A 19,303-nucleotide genomic window follows, 5' to 3' on the forward strand; every position below is an offset into this window, starting at 1 on the left:
GGTGAAGATCGTCTTTATGGGAACCCCGGAGTTTGCCGTTCCTTCCCTGGAGGCTTTGCTGCGCGAAGGGTACGATGTGGCCGCCGTCGTGACCCAGCCGGATCGTCCGCAGGGACGCAAAAAGGTGCTGACGCCGACGCCGGTCAAAGAGGCGGCGCTGCGGCACGGGTTGCCCGTGCTGCAGCCGGCGCGGATGCGCGCGCCTGAAGCGGTGGCGGAGGTGGCGGCCTATCAGCCCGACCTGATCGTCACGGCGGCGTACGGACAAATTTTGCCCAAAGCGGTGCTCGATTTGCCCCGTTACGGCTGCCTTAACGTTCACGGCTCGCTGCTGCCGAAATACCGGGGCGGCGCGCCGATTCAACGTGCGGTCATAAACGGCGAGAAGGAGACCGGAATTACGCTGATGTATATGGCGGAGGGGCTGGACACCGGCGACATGATCGCGAAGTCCATCGTCCCGATCGAGGACGAGGATACGTCCGGCACGTTGTTCGAGAAGCTGAGCCAGGCGGGCGCCGGACTGCTGCTGGAGCAACTGCCGCTGATCGTGGCGGGCAAGGCCGGGCGGATTCCGCAAAACGATGAGGAATCGACGTATGCGCCGAATTTGAGCCGCGAGGATGAGCGTATCGACTGGACGGCTTCCTCGCGGGACATCTACAACCGGGTACGGGGGCTTGTCCCTTTTGCCGGCGGTTTTACGTTATGGAACGGCGAAGTGTTTAAAATATGGGCGGCCGCCAAGCCCGCGGAAGGCGGAGTTTCTGGATCGGCGGACGGGTCCGCGCCCGGACAAGCTCCCGGGACGGTGCTCGATTTGTCGGCGCGCGGCATTGAGGTGCAAACCGGGGACGGCTCCGTGCTGCTCACCCGCGTGCAGCCGGCCGGCAAAAAAGCGATGGAAGCCGCGGAGTTCGTGCGCGGCGGCGTAATGAAGAAAGGAACGGTATTGGGATGAGCCTAAGCGGTGGCGTTGGCGGAGGAAAAAACGGCAGGGAGCGCGGCAGCGCCCGAAAGGGGAGCGCCGAGGGTGGTTCCGTTTCAAATGCAGGGGGCAGCTCTACTGGCAGCGGGCGCGGCTCCGCTTCAGGGGCAGGCGCCGTTGGCGGTAGCGTTCCAAAGGGAGGCGGCGGGCGCGGTTTTGCTCCAAAAGCGGGCACAGCACGCGGCTCCGTTCAAAAGGCGAGTACCGGGCATGGCGCGGGCCCCTCGGGGGGAGCGGCCCGCAGACAGGCGAAACCGTCCGCCCGCGGCGTTGCGCTGGAGGTGCTTACCGCAGTCGAGCAGGAAGGCGCCTATAGCAACCTGCTGCTGAACGGGGCGCTGCAAAAATCCGGTCTGTCCGGTCCGGACGCAGGGCTTGCAACCGAACTCGTTTACGGTACAATTCAACGGTTGAATACGATCGACTTTTTTCTGGCGCCTTTCGTAACGAAAGGGCTTGGCAAGCTTGCTCCGTGGGTCCGCAATTTGCTGCGGCTCAGCTTCTACCAGCTTCATTACCTGGACCGGATCCCTCCGCATGCCGCTGTCAACGAGGCAGTCAACATCGCCAAAAAGAAGGGGCATCAAGGCATTTCCGGGATGGTCAATGGCGTACTGCGCAGCGTGCTGCGCCGGAAGGAGGAGTTGACCCTGCCGGAGGACCTGCCGCCGGTCAGCCGGATTGCCCTGGCTCACTCGCACCCGGAATGGCTGGTTGCCCGCTGGATCGAACAGTACGGAGAAGCCACGGCCGAAGCCATCTGCCGGGCCAACAACGAACCGCCTGCGGTCAGCGTCAGGGTCAACCGGACCCGGACGAGCCGGAAGGAGATGCTGCGGCTGATGGAAGGGCAGGGTCTCACGGCTTCCGCTTCCCCGATATCGCCGGACGGCATCATCGTACATAGCGGCGGGAACATGGCGCTGACGTCCTGGTACCGGGAAGGGTTGATCTCCGTGCAGGACGAGAGCTCCATGCTGGTCGCCGAAGCGGTGGATCCGCAGCCGGGGATGTCGGTGCTGGACTGCTGCGCGGCGCCCGGCGGGAAAACGTGCCATATGGCGGAAATCCTTGAGGGCGGCGGCGAGGTTGTGGCCAACGATATCCATCCGCACAAGGCCAAGCTGATCGAAGACCACGCGGGGAGGCTGGGCCTCGGGAACGTGCGGGCATTGTCGGGAGATGCGATGAAGCTAAGCGATCGTTTCGGGCCGGAAGCCTTCGACCGCATCCTGCTCGACGCCCCCTGCTCGGGACTCGGCGTAATCCGCCGCAAGCCCGATTTGAAGTGGGCGAAAACGCCGGGCGACATTGGCGAGATCGCCGGGGTGCAGCAAGGGCTGCTGGATGCGGTCAGCGGGCTGCTGAAGCCGGGGGGCATCCTCGTTTACAGCACCTGTACGATCGAACCCCGGGAAAACGCGGAGATGGTCCGGCGGTTCCTGGACCGCCATCCGGAGTTCGCTTTGGCGGCGGAGGAGCCGGCCGGCTGGGAGCGGCGGCCGCTTGCCGAAGCTTCCGGCCGGGTAGCGGAAGGACTGCAAATTTTGCCGCAGGACTTCCATTCGGACGGATTCTACATCGCCCGTTTGCGAAAAGCGCGGTAAAGTGCCAAATAGAATGAGACTAGAGGTCAAGCTCACGGCCATTGCCGCCGGGCTTGGCCTTTTTGAAATGGCGGGTGACGGAGTGTACTAAGTTTAAAATGACAGCCTTGCTTGAAGGAGTTGCACTTTTCCTGATGCCAAGCGCCGTTTTGGTTTTGAGCCATAAAAAATAGCGGAACTTTATGTTCCTATTTCCGAATTTGAGCATGATCATCACCCTTAGCGGAATTTTATGTCCTTATTTTTCAATGAACGGTGTGAAAGGTGGTCATTTCCCCGCGATTTGGAAGATAGCGACAAAGTTTTCCTCTATTTCACTCAACATGGGGGATATCGCCGAAATAGCGACATTTTTTGTTCTTATGTTTTCGGCCGGGTTTTCAACAAGCTAACTTTTACAATTTTCCTCAAGCCTTCGCTTCGCAAAAGAGTCACCGCCGCCATACTTACAGCATTATTTCAGGTACCGTATACTTATTGCGGCTTCTCCTGTTCATCCTCCCTCAGGCCTATTTTCGCTCGTCTCCAGCTTGCCCAACCTTTCACGGCCCGGCTATTCCGGCGTTTCCGCCGCACGGTTTTCCCCCGCCTCCCAAAGTCCCGGAAGGCTGTCTTGAGCGGCTCTACCCGGCGCGCCCTTTAGTGTCTTGGCGATTTATGATAAAATAGGTGGAATGAGTGGGTGATTTTTTGATAAAACATAGGATAGGTGTGTGAAAATGAAACCTTTTATATATGACTACACTTTGGAAGAACTGCAGGATTGGGCGGTCTCGCAAGGAGAGCCGGCCTTTCGCGGCGGCCAGATTTTCGACTGGCTGTACGTGAAGCGCGTCAGTTCCTTCGACGAGATGACCAACCTGTCCAAATCGCTAAGGCAGAAGCTGGACGAGCAATTTGCCTTCGTTACGCTGCAGGAAATTACGAAGCTGGAATCCCGGGACGGCACGGTCAAATTTCTGTTCGGGCTGCATGACGATCACGCGATCGAAACTGTCATCATGAAGCATAATTACGGCAACAGCATCTGCGTGACGACGCAGGTCGGCTGCAAGGTGGGCTGCACCTTTTGCGCTTCGACGCTCGGCGGCCTGAAACGCAACCTAACGCCCGGCGAAATCGTTGCCCAGGTCGTGCAGGCGCAGAAAATTCTCGATGCCAAAGACGAACGCGTCAGCAGCATCGTGATCATGGGAACGGGCGAGCCGTTCGAAAATTATGACGCCACGATGAAATTTTTGCGGATTATGATCCACGAAAAGGGCTTGAACATCGGACAACGGCATATTACTGTATCAACGAGCGGTATTGTGCCGAACATTTACCGGTTTGCTGACGAGAATACGCAAATCAATCTGGCGATCTCGATTCACGCGCCCAACGATGCGCTCCGTTCCAAGCTGATGCCGGTGAACCGGCGCTTTCCGTTTGACGATGTGATGGAGGCGCTGCGTTATTACATCGCCAAAACCGGCCGCCGGATCACCTTTGAATACGCGTTGATCGGCGGGGTTAACGACCAGCCGGAACATGCGGAGGAATTGGCCGGCGTGATCAAAGACATGCTCTGCCACGTCAACTTGATTCCGGTCAACTACGTGCCGGAACGCAAATATGTAAGAACATCCAGAAACGATATTTTTAATTTTCAACGGGTCTTGGCGGATAACGGCATCAATGTGACGATTCGCCGGGAGCAAGGCCATGATATTGCGGCGGCCTGCGGTCAACTGCGGGCGAAGCATATGGAGTCTGGTGCGAGGTGAACGAAATTGATTAAGACGGTTTATTTAAGTGATGTGGGACGAGTCCGCTCGGTTAACGAGGATTGCACCTGGGTGGACCGGCTCGAGCAGGGCTATACGCTTGGCGTCGTGGCCGACGGAATGGGCGGCCATCAGGCGGGCGATATCGCCAGCCAACTGGCGGTCGAGACGATTACCCGGGATTTGCACGGTCTGTCGGGCGGTCTGTCGGTTCAAGATTTCGGCGAGGAGCTCCGAAGAGCGATCCTTCACGCCAATGAAGTCGTGTTCCGCAAAGCGTCGGAGCATGAGGAATACCGCAACATGGGCACCACGGTCGTTGCCGTGCTGCTGGCCGGGCGCGAGGGCATGGTTGGCCATATCGGCGACAGCCGGGCGTACAAGTACCGGCGTGGGGAGATCGTCCAGTTGACGGATGACCATTCCTTGGTCAATGAGCTGTTGAAAAGCAACCAGATCAGCGCCGAGGAGGCCAATGTCCATCCTCACCGCAATGTGGTGACCCGGGCGCTGGGCACCGACGAACAGGTTGATGTCGACATGAATCGGGTAACTTTGGAGCCCGGGGAAATCCTGCTGCTCTGCAGCGACGGGCTCAGCAATTACGTTACGCCGGAACAAATGGCCCTGACGCTGGACCTGGATGATCTTGCGCTGCATGATCGCGCCGATCGTCTGCTTCAGATGGCTTTGCATGCCGGAGGCGACGACAACATCAGCATCGCCTTGCTGGAACAACATGAGGATGCCGAGTCGGGCACAAAGGAGTGGAATTCATGATCGGACACGAATTGGGCGGCCGTTACCAGATTATCGAACGAATCGGCGGAGGCGGAATGGCGCTCGTCTATAAAGCGCAGGACATTTTGCTGAATCGCTACGTAGCCATAAAAGTGCTGCGTCAACAATTTGTGAATGACGAGGAATTTATCCGGCGTTTCCGCCGGGAAGCGCAGTCGGCCGCATCCTTATCGCATCCAAACATCGTCAGCGTGTATGATGTCGGACAGGAAGACGAAGTTCATTATATCGTTATGGAGTTCGTGGAAGGCCAAAATTTGAATGAAATCATCAAGGAGCGGGCTCCGCTGCAAGTCGAGGAAGCCGTCCGCATCGCGTCGCAAATCGCCGACGCGCTGGATCACGCCCATCAGAATCAAATCATTCACCGTGATATTAAACCTCACAACATATTAATCGGGCGCAACGGATGGGTGAAGGTTACCGACTTCGGCATCGCCCGCGCCGTCACGTCGACAACGATTACACAAACGGGCTCGGTGGTTGGCTCGGTGCATTATTTTTCGCCGGAACATGCCAAAGGGGTGGCGACTGGGGAAAAGTCGGACCTGTATTCCCTCGGGATCGTGCTGTATCAAATGCTGACGGGACGGCTTCCTTTTTTGGGCGAAAGCCCGATCAGCGTGGCGCTGAAACATCTGCAGGAGCATTTCGACGAGCCGCGGACGGTCAATCCGATGATTCCGCAAAGCGTGGAAAATATTATTTTAAAGTCGATGCGCAAAAATCCCGGGGAACGTTACCAGTCGGCCAAAGAAATGCTGCGCGACCTGGAGACTTGCCTGCTGCCGGAACGGCGGATGGAATCCAAACTGGCCTTTATTGATCATGATGACGAAGACAACACGCGAATCATACCGGCCATCCGCCCCCAAAGCAGTGCCCAAAAGGGAGGAGCCGCCAAGCTGAGCCGGGATAATCCGCGGGAGCGTGACAATGCGGCGGCGACGTCCGAAGTACGCGAGACCCCGAAGAAAAAAGCTTGGGGCAAGCCGGCGTTATGGATCGGAGTGACCTTGGTTTTCCTGCTGGCGATGGCAGGCGTAGCCTGGTATGTCAACAGTCTGGTCACCGTGCCGGAGGTCACCGTACCGAGCGTTTTGAACTTGGGAGAGCAGGAAGCCATCGCCAAGCTTAAAGAAAACGGGATCGAAGCCGGCGACATTATCACCGAGTATAAAGAAGGCTTCAACGAAGGCATCGTTTGGCAACAAAGCAAACCGGAAGGCATGAAGGTGAAGGAAGGCTCCACGGTCGACCTCAAGGTTAGTACGGCCAAACCGCTGCTCAAGATGCTAACGCTGACAGATGATAAGACTTACGATGAGGCCGTGAAGCAACTCGTTGCCTTGGGGATCGACGAAGACCGCATTTCGAAAAAGGAGGAGCCCAGCGACGATAAGGAAGCGGGCCAAGTCATCGGCCAAAGCCCCGACCCAGGGGAAGATTACGATCCGGCAACGGTGGAAGTCACACTGACAGTCAGCACGGGGCCGAAAAACGTCAAAATGCCGAATTTTGTAGGCAAAACCCAGGCCGAAGCGGAGGAAGAAATCAAAAAGGCGGGGCTGAAGCTGGCCGAGGGCGGCATCAAAGAGCAATCCAGCTACGAAATGGAAGCAGGCAAGGTCATCAAGCAGTGGCCGAACGCGCCGAATGAAGAAGTCCCGCCGGGCTCGGAAGTTACTTTGTTCGTCAGCACCGGTTATCCGCCGGAGGCGATCACGTATACGTATCAGGTGCCGGTCGTTCCCGCGGCGGAAGGCCAGAAAAGCAAAATCAGCATCAGTTACGGTGACGCGCGCGGCGACAGTCAGCAGTGGGGAACCAAAACGATCGGCAAAGCGCAATATCTTGCGGTCGATCTCGTGCTTGCGCCAAACAAGGATGGCTACGTTTCCGTGACTCGGGATGACGTGCTGCTGGAAACTTACCAGATTTCCTATATCGACGCCAAGCAGGGAACGGTGCCTGTTCCGGAATTCCCGCCTACCGGCTCGCAGGAGACGTGGGGCGACGAGAATACGATGGATCAGAATTCGGGAGATATCCCGGACACCGGTATGGTTCAATCGGGTAAACTGGTCTCCGCCGCGAACGACAAGGTTAAAGGTAAAGGCAACGGTAAAGGCAAGGGCAACAAACATGGTCATTAAGGCATACCGAGATGAAAGCGAGGGCCTGCATTTATGCCGGAAGGCTTAATCGTGAAGGCATTAAGCGGATATTATTACGTGAAGCCCGCCCAGGCGGCTTCGGAAAGTTACGTGCAGTGCCGGGGCCGGGGCATATTTAAAAAAAAGGGAGTTACTCCGCTCGTCGGGGATCGCGTTATTTATTCCCCGACGGAAAACGGAGAGGGCACGGTGGACGAAATTTTGCCGCGCGAGACGGAGCTGATTCGTCCGCCGATCGCCAACGCCAAGCTGGCGGTGCTGCTCTTTTCCTTGCGGGAGCCGGACCTCAATTTGCCGCTTTTGGACAAGTTCCTGGTGCATATCGAGCATGCCGGTCTTAAGACGCTCATTTGCCTGACCAAAGGGGATTTGCTGCACGAAGAGGAGGACACTTCGGAGGGCATCCTCCGGGTTCAAGAGCTTTACCGGTCGATCGGCTATGAGGTAGTCGTCACAAGCTCCATCACCGGGGCGGGAACGGAGGCGGTCAAATCGCTGCTCGCCGGCGAGATCAGCGTGTTCTCCGGGCAGTCGGGCGTCGGCAAATCGTCGCTGCTGAACGCGATGTTGGGGCTTTCGCTGGAAACGAGCGAAATCAGCCTGAAGCTGGGCCGCGGCCGCCATACGACACGCCATGTGGAGCTGATTGAACTGGAAAACGGCGGATACGTGGCCGATACGCCGGGCTTCAGCCAGCTCGACTTCCTCGAGCTCGGCGTTGAAGAGCTGTCCGGCTGTTTCCGCGAGTTTGCGGACTACGCCGAAGCGTGCAAATTCCGCGGCTGCAGTCATCTGCACGAGCCCGGCTGCAAGGTCAGGGAAGCGGCGGACCGGGGAGACATTGCTCCAAGCCGCTACGAACATTACGTGCAGTTCCAGGAAGAAATGAAAGAGAAAAAACGGAGGTATTAGCCGCATGAATCCAATTTACATTGCGCCGTCGATCCTGTCGGCGGATTTCGCTAAGCTGGGTGAAGAAGTCGCCGACGTGGAGCGCGGGGGAGCCGACTGGCTGCATGTCGACGTGATGGACGGCCATTTCGTCCCGAATCTGACGTTTGGCCCGCTCGTCATGGGGGCGATCGCGCCGCTCACGAAGCTGCCGCTGGACGTCCATTTAATGATCGAGAAGCCGGAGGAATACGTTCCCGCGTTTGCGGGGGCGGGCGCTCACCTCATTACCGTTCATGCCGAGGCCTGCGTTCATCTGCACCGCGTGCTGCACCTGATCAAAGAGCAGGGCGTCAAGGCGGGGGTAGCGATCAATCCGGCCACGCCGGCTTCGGTGGTCCGCGAGGTGCTGGAAGACGTTGATCTCGTGCTGGTGATGACCGTGAATCCGGGCTTTGGCGGGCAGGCGTTCATTCCGGGAACACTGCGCAAAATCCGCGAGCTGAAAGCATGGAAAAACGAACTCGGCTTGACGGATTTGCGGATTGAGGTGGATGGGGGCATCTCCGCCGCGACGGCGCCGCTCGTCGTGGAAGCGGGGGCGGATGTGCTCGTCGCCGGCAACGCCGTGTTTGGCCGGGCCGACCGCCGGGCGGCGATCGGAGAAATCCGCGAGAGCCTGGCCGGTTTGGCATAGGCGCCAAAAGATGCGCATACAATGGGTTACATGAGCAGGGTTCTCATGTAACCTTTTTTTTGTGGCGGGAATACACGGGTGAATGAAATCGAACATAGAATATGGGTGAGCATGAGCACGATGGGGAGGGTGAACGATGAAATTTTACACATTCAAGCTGCCTAAGTTTTTGGGAGGATTCGTTAAAGCCGTTCTAAATACGTTTCACAAAAACTAGAGGACGGCTTGCAGGGCGCCAGAGGAGCGAAGGGCCCGCCCCTAGCGGTTCCCGCCTGCCATTCACGAAAGGGCCCTTTGGCTGATGGCTTCGACCGGTATTTCCCCAAGACTTCAGGGCAAAAAAGCGCATGAAAAAAGCACCTCCATAAAAAAGGTGCTTTTTGTCTATATGTCTCGTCCCGACATTACACGCGGGTCACTTTACCGGATTTCAAAGCCCGAGTGCTGACGTATACGCGCTTTGGTTTACCGTCTACCAAGATCCGGACCTTTTGCACGTTTACGCCCCAAGAGCGCCGATTGCGATTGTTTGCGTGAGATACATGGTTACCGCTGCCTGGCTTTTTGCCAGTAACATAACATTTGCGAGCCATTCATTACACCTCCTGTTCCAGGTACACCTGTCTTGAAAATAACGGTTTGATTTCTCATGGACCGCATAAAACAATACTTATATATAATATCACAGCAAAAAAAGCTGCGTCAACAGATCGTTAAAGTTTATTTCTACGTGTTCTTATAGTACAATATGGTTTAGTCCATAATAATTTCATCATCTTTTATATTGTTGCTTTTGCGAGATTGTTGGACCCGGGGCCGGCCGGATCATGGCCGTTGTAAGTGATTACCCGCAGTCCAAGCGTACGTGGATCAAGCTAGGAAGGGGAATTCTCATTGAGTAAGCGTTCTTTAAATGGAACTGATTTTACCGCCATGGTGTTAGCCGGTGCAAAGCGGCTGTCGGAGCATGCGGAGCACGTCAATTCCCTGAATGTATTCCCGGTTCCCGACGGGGACACCGGTACGAATATGAATTTGACGATGACGGCTGGCGTAACCGAATTGCAGCATAACGGAACGGGGGGGGTCGGCAGCAGAGCGGGAACCTTGTCCAAAGGTTTGCTCATGGGCGCCCGCGGGAACTCCGGCGTTATCTTGTCCCAATTGTTCCGCGGTTTCAGCCGCCATGTCGCCTCGTTGGAGGAGCTTAATACGATTCAATTCGCCTCCGCCCTGCAGAGCGGCGTGGAGACGGCTTATAAAGCGGTAGTGAAGCCGGTGGAAGGAACGATTCTGACGGTGGCGAAGGAAGCGGCCAAACACGCGGTTTTTTACGCAAGAAGAACTCATGATATCACGGAACTCATGGGCGAGGTGCTGGCCAAAGCCAAGGAAGCTCTCGCTGGAACCCCTGAATTGTTGCCGGTGCTGAAACAGGTTGGCGTCGTCGATTCAGGCGGTCAAGGACTTGTGTATATTTATGAAGGCTTTATGGAGTGGCTGTCCGGCGAAGGCGGTGCTGAAGCATGGCAAGGACAAGCCCCGCTTAAGGCCGCGGCTCCCGAAATCCGCCAGCCTGCTCCGGCGGCTGCGGTGCACGCGCCCGTTTCGGCCCAAGCCAAGCTGGAAACCGAGGATATCGAGTTCTTATATGACATGGAATTTTTTATCAATCGTAAGCTTGGCGGCGTGCAGGGGGCTATTTTTGACGAGGAACAGTTCCGGAAAGCGCTGTCACTTAATGGGGATTCCATTATCGTGATCGCTGACGACGAAATCATCAAGGTGCATGTCCATTCCAAAACGCCGGGCGATGTGCTGAATTTGGCGCTGCAGTACGGTGAAATTACGCAAATTCATATTTTGAATATGCGCGAGCAGCATCGCGAATTGCTGACCGCGGGCATGGATGCCGCTCCGATGCCGGAGCTGTTCGCCGACATTCCGGCGGAAACGGCCCGGCCGGCGGACCCTGCAGAATTGCCGGCCGATGAACTGGCGCCTTACGGATTTATCGCCGTCGCTTCAGGGCAAGGCATTGCCGATATTTTTACCAGTCTGGGCGTCGACGTCGTTTTGTCCGGCGGGCAGACGATGAATCCAAGCACGGAGGACTTCGTGAAAGCGATCGAGTCCATTTCGGCCCAGCATGTGTTCGTGCTTCCGAACAATTCGAACATTATTTTAGCGGCGCAGCAGGCCCGCGATCTGCTTGAAGGGGAACGCAGCGTCATCGTCGTTCCGAGCAAAAGCATTCCGCAGGGCATTGCGGCGGCGTTCGCTTTCCAAGAAGAGGAGAGCGTGGAAGTCAACGAGTCGAATATGCTGAACGCAGTGCAGCATGTAAAGACCGGGCAGGTGACGTACGCTGTCCGGGACACGATGTTCGACGATTTGAAAATTACGGCCGGACATTACATCGGGATTGCGGATGCGAAAATCGTGGCTACGGAAGAGGGACTGTTCGAAACCTGTCAGGGGCTGCTGGACAAAATGCTGGCCGGCGGCGATGAAATCGTCACCGTCCTGGCGGGCGAGGAAGCCGAGGAAGAAATGACGGACCGGCTCGTGTCCTGGCTGCAAGACAAGTATCCGGATGTCGAAGTCGAGGTTCACTCCGGCGGTCAACCGATCTACTACTATCTGTTTTCGGTGGAATCCTGACGGGTTCGGAAAGGAAACGGACGATAGAGGAAAGGGGGGGAGATACCTATGCGGCAGGCTGTTATTGTGGCGGACAGCACAGCGGATATTCCGCAGAGTATCGCCTCGGAATACGGCATCCATATCGTGCCGATGCGGCTGGCCTTTGGCGATCAATCTTTTATTGAAGGCGTCGATATTACTGCGGAACAGTTTTACGATAAACTGACGAAGTCGCGCGAGTTGCCGACAACTTCGCAAACTTCGCCTTCCCAGTATGCGGAAGTATACCGAGGCCTGCTGGATGCCCATCCCGGCGCGCCGATCATCTCGATCCATATCTCCTCCGGCATGAGCGGTACATACCAATCGGCGCGGCTCGCCAAGGAGATGATTGAGGAGGAGCTGGGTCAAGAGTCCGGCATTACCGTCATCGACTCCCTCTGCGCATCCTACGGGTTTGGGCTGCAGGTCGTTCATGCGGCCAGGCTGGCGGGGCAAGGGGCGACGGTGGAACGGATTCGTGAAGAAGTGGAGCGTTTGGGCCAGGAACGCCGGCTCTATTTTCTCGTCGATACGCTGGAGTATTTGCAAAAAGGCGGCCGAATCGGTAAAGCGGCGGCGATTTTGGGGAATTTGCTCAATATCAAGCCGATTTTGTCGGTGGACCGGGAAGGCGTCATTTATGCCGTCGATCGGGCCCGGGGCCGGAAAAAGGCGCTGTCCCGCGTGATCGAGCTGTTTGTGAACGATTTTGGCGAGAGCAAAGATTTGAACGTGGCGGTGTGCGATGGCGTAAATCCGGAAGGTGCGGCGGAAATGCTGAACCTGCTGTCGCAGCATTTTACGCTGCACGAGGTGGTCCGCACGAGCATCGGCGCCGTGGTGGGCACGCATGTGGGGCCCGGTATTCTGGCCGTATTTATGTGGCCGGCTTCCGGAACCGCCAAGTAGTTTCCGCCAAGGGTTCAATGGGGTGTGTAAAGCGAGGGATTTCAATATGGATTTGCATGAAATTCCCGTAAAGCAAGTCAGCGGCGTGAGCGCTCTTAAACAGGAGGAGCTTCACGCCTTTGGCATCTTTACGGTGAATGATTTAATTGAATATTATCCGTTCCGGTACGAGGATTACCGGCTCCGCTCCCTTACGGAGGTAAAGGACGGAGACAAAGTGACGGTTCAGGCGAAAATCATGGGCGTCCCCGTTCTGCAGCGGTATGGCCGCAAGTCGCGGTTAACGTGCAAAATGGTCGCGGAGGACTGGATGTTTACGGCGACCTGGTTCAATCGTCATTTTTTGAAGGATCAGCTGACGAGCGGCCGGGAAATTATTTTGACAGGAAAATGGGATATGCGCCGCAGCCAATTGACCGTAACGGAATCGGAATTCCCGGATCGCGGGACGCTGCGCAGCGGCAGCCTGCAGCCGGTTTATTCGGTCGGCGGGAAAATCACGCAGGCGTGGATGCGCAAGTCGATCGGACAGGCGCTGCAGCAATACGGGGAGCTGATCCCGGAAATTTTGCCGCAGGAGCTGCTGCGCAAATATGACCTGATGCCCCGTAAGTTCGCGGTTCAGCGTATTCATCAGCCGCAGGACAACGAGGAGGGGCAGCAGGCCCGCAGCCGCATGGTGTATGAGGAGCTGTTTCTGTTTCAGCTGAAGCTGCAGGCGTACCGGGCGATGAACCATGAGCGGATGGACGGCGTGGCGCATGCCGTGGACAACGCCACGGTGCGGGAATTCGTCCGCAGCCTGCCGTTTGAGCTGACGGATGCGCAGAAGAAGGTGGAGCTGGAAATTTTGCGCGACATGCGTTCTCCGTACTGCATGAACCGGCTGCTGCAGGGGGACGTCGGCTCGGGCAAAACTGTCATCGCGGCGATCGCCTTGTTTGCGGCGGTAAAGTCGGGAAATCAGGGAGCCTTTATGGTTCCGACCGAAATTTTGGCGGAGCAGCATCTGCGTTCTTTAACGAGGCTGTTTGAGCCGTTCGGCATTACGGTTGGTCTGTTGACCGGCAGCTTGACGGGGCGCAAGCGCAAGGATCTGCTGGCCTCGCTGCAAATGGGGCTGATCGATATCGTTGTCGGGACACACGCGTTGATTCAGGAGGACGTGTTTTTTCGCTCGCTGAGTCTCGTCGTCACCGACGAGCAGCACCGCTTTGGCGTTAACCAGCGCAGCATTTTGCGGCGCAAAGGCTTTAATCCCGATGTGCTGACGATGACGGCGACGCCGATCCCGCGCACGCTGGCGATTACCGCCTTTGGGGACATGGACGTCTCGACGTTGTCAGAGCGGCCGAAGGGACGTAAGCCGATCTCCACCTACTGGGTGAAGCACGACATGATGGACCGCGTGCTCGGCTTTATTTCGCGGGAGGTGTCGCAAGGCCGGCAGGCATACGTAATCTGTCCGCTGATCGAGGAATCGGACAAGCTTGACGTGCAAAATGCGATCGATTTGTACGTGTCGATGCAGCAGGCTTTCCCGGACTTCCGGGTCGGCCTGCTGCACGGGCGGATGACGGCGGCGGAAAAGGACGAGGTGATGCGGGCGTTTTACGAAAACGAGGTGCAACTATTGGTGTCGACGACCGTGGTCGAGGTCGGCGTCGATGTGCCAAACGCGACGCTGATGATTGTGATGGACGCCGACCGGTTTGGCCTGTCGCAGCTGCACCAGCTGCGCGGGCGGGTGGGCCGGGGCGAGCACGCGTCGTATTGCGTGCTCATCGCCGATCCGAAGTCGGAGGTCGGTCAGGAACGGATGAAGGTCATGACCGATACGGACGACGGCTTCGAAGTGGCCCGGCGGGATCTGGAGCTGCGCGGTCCCGGGGATTTTTTCGGCACCAAGCAAAGCGGGGTGCCGGATTTCCGCATTGCGGACATGGTCAGCGATTATGCGGTGCTGGAGGCGGCGCGGGACGATGCCGCCCGGCTGGTGGCGGAGGCGTCCTTCTGGACGTCGCCGGAGTATGGGGCGCTGCGGGATTATTTGCGGCGGGAGCAGGTTTTTCAGGGCGAGTTGATCGATTAGCCGCCGTATCTTTCTTCAGGATGCAGGAAGGGAGCAGGCTGTCCTATTGCGGAGGTCTGTGGAAATAACGGTAAAAAAGGGCTCTATTTACGGGAAGAAAGAGGTTTAGTCGAAATAAAGGGAATTTTTACCTCTATTTTTGGAGAATGCAGGAAAAATGGTGCTTTTTTCAGGTATGGGGAGAAAATAAGACCAAAAAGTTCCTCTATTTTGCGAGTAAGGGGCCAGATCACAGAAATAACGCCACCATTTACCGTTATTTCTGGCAAGATAGGCGTAGTTGTTCGTTCCCATGCCCATGGGCCCGCATATAAGTTTGCCCTAAAAGGACCGTCCGGCGATTCGCCGGGCGGTCCTTTTAAAATTTAACGAGCTTCTTCATTACTTTGAATCAGTTGCTGATACCAGTAAAAACTTGCTTGCGGATTCTGCGCAATTCTTTGAGATCGAACTCGTCGCGATCCACATAAATAAACCTATAACGTTTGCTCGATCCCTGATCACCACAAACTCATGACCGACCTGGTCTTCGCCACGAATCACGTTGTTGTTAAGAATTTGCCGGATAATCATGATCGTACTGCTCACCCCTTCTGTCTATATCCATGCCTATGAACATTGTTTCATCGGACCCAAATTTTATAACCTAACATAGCATAATCTCCGCGGCCAGCACAATAGAGAAAATTCCCGGCTGTTTTGCGATTCCCGGACTATGAAACTCGGCTCTTATCCTGGCAGATCACGTTTATGATGCTTATAATGAAATTTTATTTCATACAATAAAAATATAATTGAAATATTATATTAGATGGATTATAATCAAATCGTAAACGGTTACACAGCTTGAATCATATACATCAAAGGAGAGTTTCACATGCTGGAAAATCTGACTACTGAAGCAAGAAACGAACGAACGATGCGTTTGGACGAAATGAGCGTTGCCGAATTGCTTACGGTGATGAATGAAGAAGACGCGAAAGTGGCGGGGGCGGTAAAAAAAGAAATTCCCCAAATTGCCAAAGCGGTTACGGCCATTACGGACGCACTGCGGCGCGGTGGCCGCTTGATCTATATGGGAGCAGGGACGAGCGGACGAATTGGTCTGCTTGACGCGGTGGAATGTCCGCCGACCTTCGGCACTCCTCCCGAGCAGGTGGTTGGGCTCATCGCCGGCGGAAGCAACGCGTTTATCAAAGCGGTGGAGGGGGCGGAGGACCGGGCCGAGCTTGGTGCGGCCGATTTGCAAAACCTTAACCTCACCGCAAACGACGCGGTCGTCGGCTTGGCCGCCAGCGGCCGAACGCCTTACGTGATCGGCGGGCTGGAATACGCCAAGCGGGCCGGCGCAACGACGATCAGCATCAGTTGCAACAAAAACGCGGCGATCAGCTCAAGAGCCGACATTGCCATCGAAATTGAGAACGGTCCCGAAGTGCTGACCGGGTCGACACGGTTAAAGGCGGGAACCTCGCAGAAGCTGGTCTGCAATATGCTGTCTACGGCTACGATGATCGGCATGGGCAAGGTTTACGGCAATTTGATGGTTGATGTGCAGCCGACCAACGAAAAACTGGCGGAACGGGCCAAGCGGATCGTGATGGAGGCGACCGCGTGCGATGCCCAAACCGCCGAAAATGCCCTGCTCCTCGCTGAAGGGAAGCCGAAGCCGGCGATACTGATGATCCTGACAGGGTGTACGTATGCGGAAGCGCTGAAACAATTGGAGCTGAGCCAAGGTTTTATCGGTCAGGCGGTAAAGAATACGGGTAAGGAGGGGCAAACCGATGAGCAAATTTGAAGTGATGGCAAAACGGATTTTGGAATCCATCGGCGGTTCCGGCAATGTGGAGCAATTTACCAACTGCATGACCCGGCTGCGCGTTTCAGTCGTGGACCGCAGCCGAATCGACGAGGCTGGATTGAAACAAATCGAAGGGGTGCTCGGCGTGGTCGACGACGAGACCTATCAAATTATCCTCGGACCGGGTGTGGTCAATAAGGTGGCGGAGGATTTCGGCAAACTTCTGCAAGCCGGGGAGGATGCCAAAGTGAGCTCTCCTTCGGGAGACAAGACGGCTCCTCTTCGGGAAGGCTCTGACATTAAGGCGGAGCTCAAACGGAAAAACAACACGCCGCTTAAAAACTTTTTGCGGAAAATCGGCAATATCTTTATTCCTTTGATTCCGGCTTTGGTGGGTGCGGGGATTATCAACGGGATCGCAGGTTTGATGAACAACCTGATCACCTCCGGCAACGACGCGGCCTGGCTGGTTACTTTGCAGCCGATTTTGAGCGTGATCGGTTCGGCATTTTTCGGGTATTTGACGATCTTCGCCGGGATCAACGCAGCCAAGGAATTTGGCGGCACACCCGCGCTCGGCGGCGCGGTGGCGGCGATTATCGTGGCGCCGGCGGTGGCCAATATTTCGTATAGCTATCCCTTCTTCGGCGAAATCAAGCTCAACGCGGGGCAAGGGGGAATTATCGGGGCGATTCTGGCAGCAGGTTTAATTTCGGTCATGGAAAAATGGCTTCGCAAGCGGATGCCTGCCTCCATCGATATCATCGTTACTCCTACCATTTCGCTTATTGTCGTTGGTTTAATCACGGTGTTTTTCCTGATGCCGGTCAGCGGCATCATTTCCCAAGGCATCGGGCAGGCAACCACCTGGCTGCTGGCGCACGGCGGACCGCTTTCCGGATTCGTGCTGGCATCGCTTTTCCTGCCGCTGGTCATGTTCGGCTTGCACCAGGCGCTGATCCCGATCCACGCCGAATTGATTTCCCAGGTGGGATATACGGCATTGCTGCCGATCCTGGCGATGGCGGGAGCGGGACAGGTCGGATCGGCTATCGCGACCTACATCAAGCTGAAAGCTAACACACGAATGCGTAATATGATCAAGGGTGCGCTGCCCGTTGGCTTCCTTGGCATCGGCGAGCCGCTCATCTACGGGGTAAGCCTTCCTTTAGGACGGCCGTTTGTGACCGCCTGCCTTGGCGGCGGTTTTGGCGGCGCGGTGCTCGGTTTGTTTGCAATGACGGGAAATTTCGTCGGTTCGGTGGCGATCGGTCCTTCCGGCCTTGTGCTGATCCCGCTGATTCAAGGCCCGCTGGGGATTGGCATGACGATACTCGGTTATTTGCTCGGGTTAATCGTTTCTTACATTGCCGGCTTCCTGCTCACTTATTTCTTCGGTTTTACAAAGCAGATGCTTCTGGAGCATAATAGATAATAAAAGCAACCGGAAAGAAACGTTGGCGGATATTTGCCGGGCCGCCGCGTTTCTTTTGCATATGGAAAACGGATGGGAAACGAAAGGGGCAGGCAAGTGACGACAGGAAGCATACTTACGCAAATGGAGGCGGTACTGGGGCAGTTGCCCGAATCGGAAAGAAAAGCGGCGTTATATATTTTGGCCGCTTCAACGGAAGTCTCCGGCCTGAGCATCCATGCGCTGGCCGATAAAGCGGGGACCAGCGCGGCGGCGATTACCCGGCTGTGCCGTTCGCTGGGGCTGACCGGATTTCCCGATTTGAAGATACGGTTGTCCGTGGACAATGCCAAAACGCAAAAACCTGGCTATTACGATATTGAGCAGGGCGAGACGATTCAAAATATTATTCAAAAAACGCTCTCCAACAGTGTCCAAGCCATTCAAGACACGATGCTTCACCTGCAGCCGCAGTTGATCGAACAGGTGGTGGACAGCTTTCGGAAAGCTCCCGTCATCCATATGTACGGTGTTGGAGCTTCGGCGATCGTAGCGGCAGATGCCGCGCAAAAATGGCTGCGGGTCGGCAAGCAGGCGTTTGCTCTCCAGGACGAGCATCTGATTGCCGCCGCACTGGCCAGCGCTCCGCCAGGCACGTTGTTTATGGGTGTTTCGTACAGCGGCAACACCAAGGAAGTGCTGCAATTGTTCCGGGTTGCTCAAAAGTATGGAGTCCGCACCATCGGCTTGTCCCGTTTCGGCAATCACAAAGTTTCCGAGCTGGCCGATTTGATGCTGTATACACCGCAGGCGCCGGAAGCGACGCTGCGCAGCGGGGCGTACGGCTCCCGGCTGGCTCAGCTGGTGGTGATCGATATTTTGTTTTTTGCGTACGCATCAACGCAATATGAGGAGACGATCGTCAAATTGGGACAAACTCATGAAGCGACGGCGTTTCTTAAACAAAGCTGAACAGCCGGGGGAGCGGCCGCTCCTGCTTTTTCTGAACTATGTACAGCCTATCCGTCATATATTAGGGTTGAAGTCCGGAATTGACGGGACAGGAGGTGCTAGTCAACGGTGCCCAGTTATCATCAATATGGGATCAGTCCGCAGCTGGTGGAGCGGGTCAAACTGAAAATGAAAAATCCGGCAATCAAGGATCGGATCAAGCAGATGGTCGACGGCCTTACCCGGGCGGATTTGCAGGATCGTCCCAAGGTGCGCAGGCTTGTCCGAACGGCAGCTTCCGTGCTTGGCGAACGCCTGAGCGGGACGCAGGAGGAGCAGATGGTGCAATTCGTCATCGACCAAAAAATCGATCCGCGCAACACACTTCACCTGCTGCGGCTGTGGGGGATGTTCCGGTAGGCGCGGGAACGATCACCGGTAAGGGAAATGGACAGAGATTACGAATTTGCATGGCAGGGCCCTGGGGATGGAGATGGTACCGGGGGTCCTTCTTTTTC

The 19,303-nt window shown here is 56.2% G+C and carries 17 protein-coding genes and 2 pseudogenes; 15 read left to right on the plus strand and 4 right to left on the minus strand.

Going from position 1 to position 19,303, the window contains the following annotated elements; all coding sequences use genetic code 11:
* Position 1 precedes the first annotated feature (1 nt).
* Both fmt and rsmB read left to right on the plus strand, forming a co-directional pair.
* The gene (fmt, locus tag ACLD72_RS19870) at positions 2-961 is read left to right on the plus strand and encodes a methionyl-tRNA formyltransferase (RefSeq protein WP_410997639.1); all 960 of its coding nucleotides are present in this window, start codon (positions 2-4) and stop codon (positions 959-961) included.
* Complete coding sequence (rsmB, locus tag ACLD72_RS19875) at positions 958-2,595, plus strand: 16S rRNA (cytosine(967)-C(5))-methyltransferase RsmB (RefSeq protein WP_410997641.1); 1,638 nt, start codon at positions 958-960, stop codon at positions 2,593-2,595. The genes fmt and rsmB overlap by 4 nt, the downstream gene beginning before the upstream one ends.
* A gap of 19 nt (positions 2,596-2,614) precedes the next feature.
* Here the strand turns inward: rsmB and ACLD72_RS19880 are convergent, their stop codons facing one another.
* A complete protein-coding gene (locus tag ACLD72_RS19880) occupies positions 2,615-2,809 on the minus strand; it encodes a hypothetical protein (RefSeq protein ID WP_458476119.1) in 195 nt (64 codons plus the stop codon).
* A gap of 505 nt (positions 2,810-3,314) precedes the next feature.
* On the opposite strand from ACLD72_RS19880, the gene rlmN reads away from it, so the two are divergent.
* The 6 genes from rlmN to spoVM all read left to right on the plus strand — a co-directional run bounded on the left by rlmN (position 3,315) and on the right by spoVM (position 9,144).
* On the plus strand, positions 3,315-4,361 hold the full coding sequence (gene rlmN / locus ACLD72_RS19885) for a 23S rRNA (adenine(2503)-C(2))-methyltransferase RlmN (RefSeq protein WP_251586762.1): 1,047 nt from the start codon (positions 3,315-3,317) through the stop codon (positions 4,359-4,361).
* A 6-nt stretch (positions 4,362-4,367) separates the two neighbouring features.
* The gene (locus ACLD72_RS19890; protein WP_410997645.1) at positions 4,368-5,141 is read left to right on the plus strand and encodes a Stp1/IreP family PP2C-type Ser/Thr phosphatase; all 774 of its coding nucleotides are present in this window, start codon (positions 4,368-4,370) and stop codon (positions 5,139-5,141) included.
* Positions 5,138-7,318: a Stk1 family PASTA domain-containing Ser/Thr kinase gene (gene pknB / locus ACLD72_RS19895; RefSeq protein ID WP_410997647.1), complete on the plus strand. Its 2,181-nt coding sequence runs from the start codon at positions 5,138-5,140 to the stop codon at positions 7,316-7,318. Before ACLD72_RS19890 ends, pknB begins: the two co-directional genes overlap by 4 nt.
* A gap of 33 nt (positions 7,319-7,351) precedes the next feature.
* Complete coding sequence (gene rsgA / locus ACLD72_RS19900; protein WP_410997649.1) at positions 7,352-8,251, plus strand: ribosome small subunit-dependent GTPase A; 900 nt, start codon at positions 7,352-7,354, stop codon at positions 8,249-8,251.
* A 4-nt stretch (positions 8,252-8,255) separates the two neighbouring features.
* On the plus strand, positions 8,256-8,927 hold the full coding sequence (rpe, locus tag ACLD72_RS19905) for a ribulose-phosphate 3-epimerase (protein WP_251586754.1): 672 nt from the start codon (positions 8,256-8,258) through the stop codon (positions 8,925-8,927).
* Positions 8,928-9,063: 136 nt separating this feature from the next.
* Positions 9,064-9,144, plus strand: a complete 81-nt coding sequence (spoVM, locus tag ACLD72_RS19910) for a stage V sporulation protein SpoVM (protein WP_036621610.1) — start codon at positions 9,064-9,066, stop codon at positions 9,142-9,144.
* 187 nt (positions 9,145-9,331) lie between these two features.
* On the opposite strand, the gene rpmB is transcribed toward spoVM, so the two are convergent.
* Positions 9,332-9,520 carry a 50S ribosomal protein L28 gene (gene rpmB / locus ACLD72_RS19915; protein WP_009225259.1) on the minus strand — a complete coding sequence of 63 codons (189 nt, stop codon included), beginning with the start codon at positions 9,518-9,520 and terminating at the stop codon, positions 9,332-9,334.
* A gap of 301 nt (positions 9,521-9,821) precedes the next feature.
* On the opposite strand from rpmB, the gene ACLD72_RS19920 reads away from it, so the two are divergent.
* Genes ACLD72_RS19920 through recG form a run of 3 tightly spaced genes read left to right on the plus strand, consistent with a single transcriptional unit; the run spans position 9,822 to position 14,616 of the window.
* Positions 9,822-11,591, plus strand: a complete 1,770-nt coding sequence (locus tag ACLD72_RS19920) for a DAK2 domain-containing protein (RefSeq protein WP_410997651.1) — start codon at positions 9,822-9,824, stop codon at positions 11,589-11,591.
* A 48-nt stretch (positions 11,592-11,639) separates the two neighbouring features.
* Positions 11,640-12,524, plus strand: coding sequence for a DegV family protein (locus ACLD72_RS19925; RefSeq protein WP_410997653.1), 885 nt, complete (start codon positions 11,640-11,642; stop codon positions 12,522-12,524).
* A 46-nt stretch (positions 12,525-12,570) separates the two neighbouring features.
* Positions 12,571-14,616 (plus strand): ATP-dependent DNA helicase RecG, encoded by a 2,046-nt coding sequence (recG, locus tag ACLD72_RS19930; protein WP_410997655.1) that lies wholly within the window; start codon positions 12,571-12,573, stop codon positions 14,614-14,616.
* 365 nt (positions 14,617-14,981) lie between these two features.
* On the opposite strand, the pseudogene ACLD72_RS19935 reads toward recG, so the two are convergent.
* A pseudogene (locus ACLD72_RS19935) lies at positions 14,982-15,115 on the minus strand (family 1 glycosylhydrolase); the annotation flags it as partial.
* A pseudogene (locus ACLD72_RS19940) lies at positions 15,115-15,189 on the minus strand (CAT RNA binding domain-containing protein); the annotation flags it as partial. The pseudogenes ACLD72_RS19940 and ACLD72_RS19935, both read right to left, overlap by 1 nt.
* A gap of 304 nt (positions 15,190-15,493) precedes the next feature.
* Here ACLD72_RS19940 and murQ point away from each other — a divergent pair.
* From murQ to ACLD72_RS19960, 4 genes are all read left to right on the plus strand, one after another.
* A complete protein-coding gene (murQ, locus tag ACLD72_RS19945) occupies positions 15,494-16,417 on the plus strand; it encodes an N-acetylmuramic acid 6-phosphate etherase (protein WP_410997659.1) in 924 nt (307 codons plus the stop codon).
* Entirely contained in the window at positions 16,404-17,855 is a 1,452-nt protein-coding gene (locus ACLD72_RS19950; protein ID WP_410997661.1) for a PTS transporter subunit EIIC, read from the plus strand. Before murQ ends, ACLD72_RS19950 begins: the two co-directional genes overlap by 14 nt.
* 96 nt (positions 17,856-17,951) lie before the next feature.
* The gene (locus tag ACLD72_RS19955; protein ID WP_251586742.1) at positions 17,952-18,806 is read left to right on the plus strand and encodes a MurR/RpiR family transcriptional regulator; all 855 of its coding nucleotides are present in this window, start codon (positions 17,952-17,954) and stop codon (positions 18,804-18,806) included.
* A 168-nt stretch (positions 18,807-18,974) separates the two neighbouring features.
* On the plus strand, positions 18,975-19,205 hold the full coding sequence (locus tag ACLD72_RS19960; RefSeq protein WP_251587234.1) for a stage VI sporulation protein F: 231 nt from the start codon (positions 18,975-18,977) through the stop codon (positions 19,203-19,205).
* Positions 19,206-19,303: the final 98 nt, after the last annotated feature.

It is taken from the genome of Paenibacillus lacisediminis, assembly GCF_046567315.2.

What these genes read in the sequence shown, in the direction of transcription:
- rsmB (WP_410997641.1), top strand. Translation starts at nt 958, where the DNA reads ATGAGCCTAAGCGGTGGCGTTGGCGGAGGAAAAAACGGCAGGGAGCGC.
- ACLD72_RS19880 (WP_458476119.1), bottom strand. Translation starts at nt 2,809, where the DNA reads ATGATCATGCTCAAATTCGGAAATAGGAACATAAAGTTCCGCTATTTT.
- rlmN (WP_251586762.1), top strand. Translation starts at nt 3,315, where the DNA reads ATGAAACCTTTTATATATGACTACACTTTGGAAGAACTGCAGGATTGG.
- pknB (WP_410997647.1), top strand. Translation starts at nt 5,138, where the DNA reads ATGATCGGACACGAATTGGGCGGCCGTTACCAGATTATCGAACGAATC.
- rsgA (WP_410997649.1), top strand. Translation starts at nt 7,352, where the DNA reads ATGCCGGAAGGCTTAATCGTGAAGGCATTAAGCGGATATTATTACGTG.
- rpe (WP_251586754.1), top strand. Translation starts at nt 8,256, where the DNA reads ATGAATCCAATTTACATTGCGCCGTCGATCCTGTCGGCGGATTTCGCT.
- spoVM (WP_036621610.1), top strand. Translation starts at nt 9,064, where the DNA reads ATGAAATTTTACACATTCAAGCTGCCTAAGTTTTTGGGAGGATTCGTT.
- rpmB (WP_009225259.1), bottom strand. Translation starts at nt 9,520, where the DNA reads ATGGCTCGCAAATGTTATGTTACTGGCAAAAAGCCAGGCAGCGGTAAC.
- ACLD72_RS19925 (WP_410997653.1), top strand. Translation starts at nt 11,640, where the DNA reads ATGCGGCAGGCTGTTATTGTGGCGGACAGCACAGCGGATATTCCGCAG.
- recG (WP_410997655.1), top strand. Translation starts at nt 12,571, where the DNA reads ATGGATTTGCATGAAATTCCCGTAAAGCAAGTCAGCGGCGTGAGCGCT.
- murQ (WP_410997659.1), top strand. Translation starts at nt 15,494, where the DNA reads ATGCTGGAAAATCTGACTACTGAAGCAAGAAACGAACGAACGATGCGT.
- ACLD72_RS19950 (WP_410997661.1), top strand. Translation starts at nt 16,404, where the DNA reads ATGAGCAAATTTGAAGTGATGGCAAAACGGATTTTGGAATCCATCGGC.
- ACLD72_RS19960 (WP_251587234.1), top strand. Translation starts at nt 18,975, where the DNA reads ATGAAAAATCCGGCAATCAAGGATCGGATCAAGCAGATGGTCGACGGC.